Origin of the sequence: Streptomyces sp. SID11385 (assembly GCF_010548245.1) — a bacterium.
Lineage (GTDB): Bacteria > Actinomycetota > Actinomycetes > Streptomycetales > Streptomycetaceae > Streptomyces.
The window spans coordinates 1-259 of record NZ_JAAGLR010000808.1; the positions used below are offsets into that span (position 1 = coordinate 1).

The 259-nt window shown below is 64.9% G+C and carries 1 pseudogene; it reads right to left on the bottom strand.

Annotation, left to right across the window (positions count from 1 at the left end):
* Window positions 1–259 (bottom strand): annotated as a pseudogene (locus G3I42_RS24625) (sodium:solute symporter family protein); the annotation flags it as partial.

Below are 259 nucleotides of genomic sequence, written 5' to 3' on the forward strand. Positions count from 1 at the left end.
GACGAACAGCAGCACGTTGTAGGCGGGCAGCCACATGGCGTTGCGCCGCAGCACGTCGGCGTTCTTGGCGCCGAGGTAGCCGGCGACGGTCGTCGGGAAGATCACGACGGTGAGCGAGTTGAGGAACGAGGTGGTGATGAACCAGGCCTGCCCCATCCCGCTGTTCCCGTGCCCGGGGAAGGTCAGCCACTCGCTCTTCTCGGTGACGATCCGGTCGAGGAAGGGCCCGTAACCGTCGAAGTAGTGCATCGGTACGTAG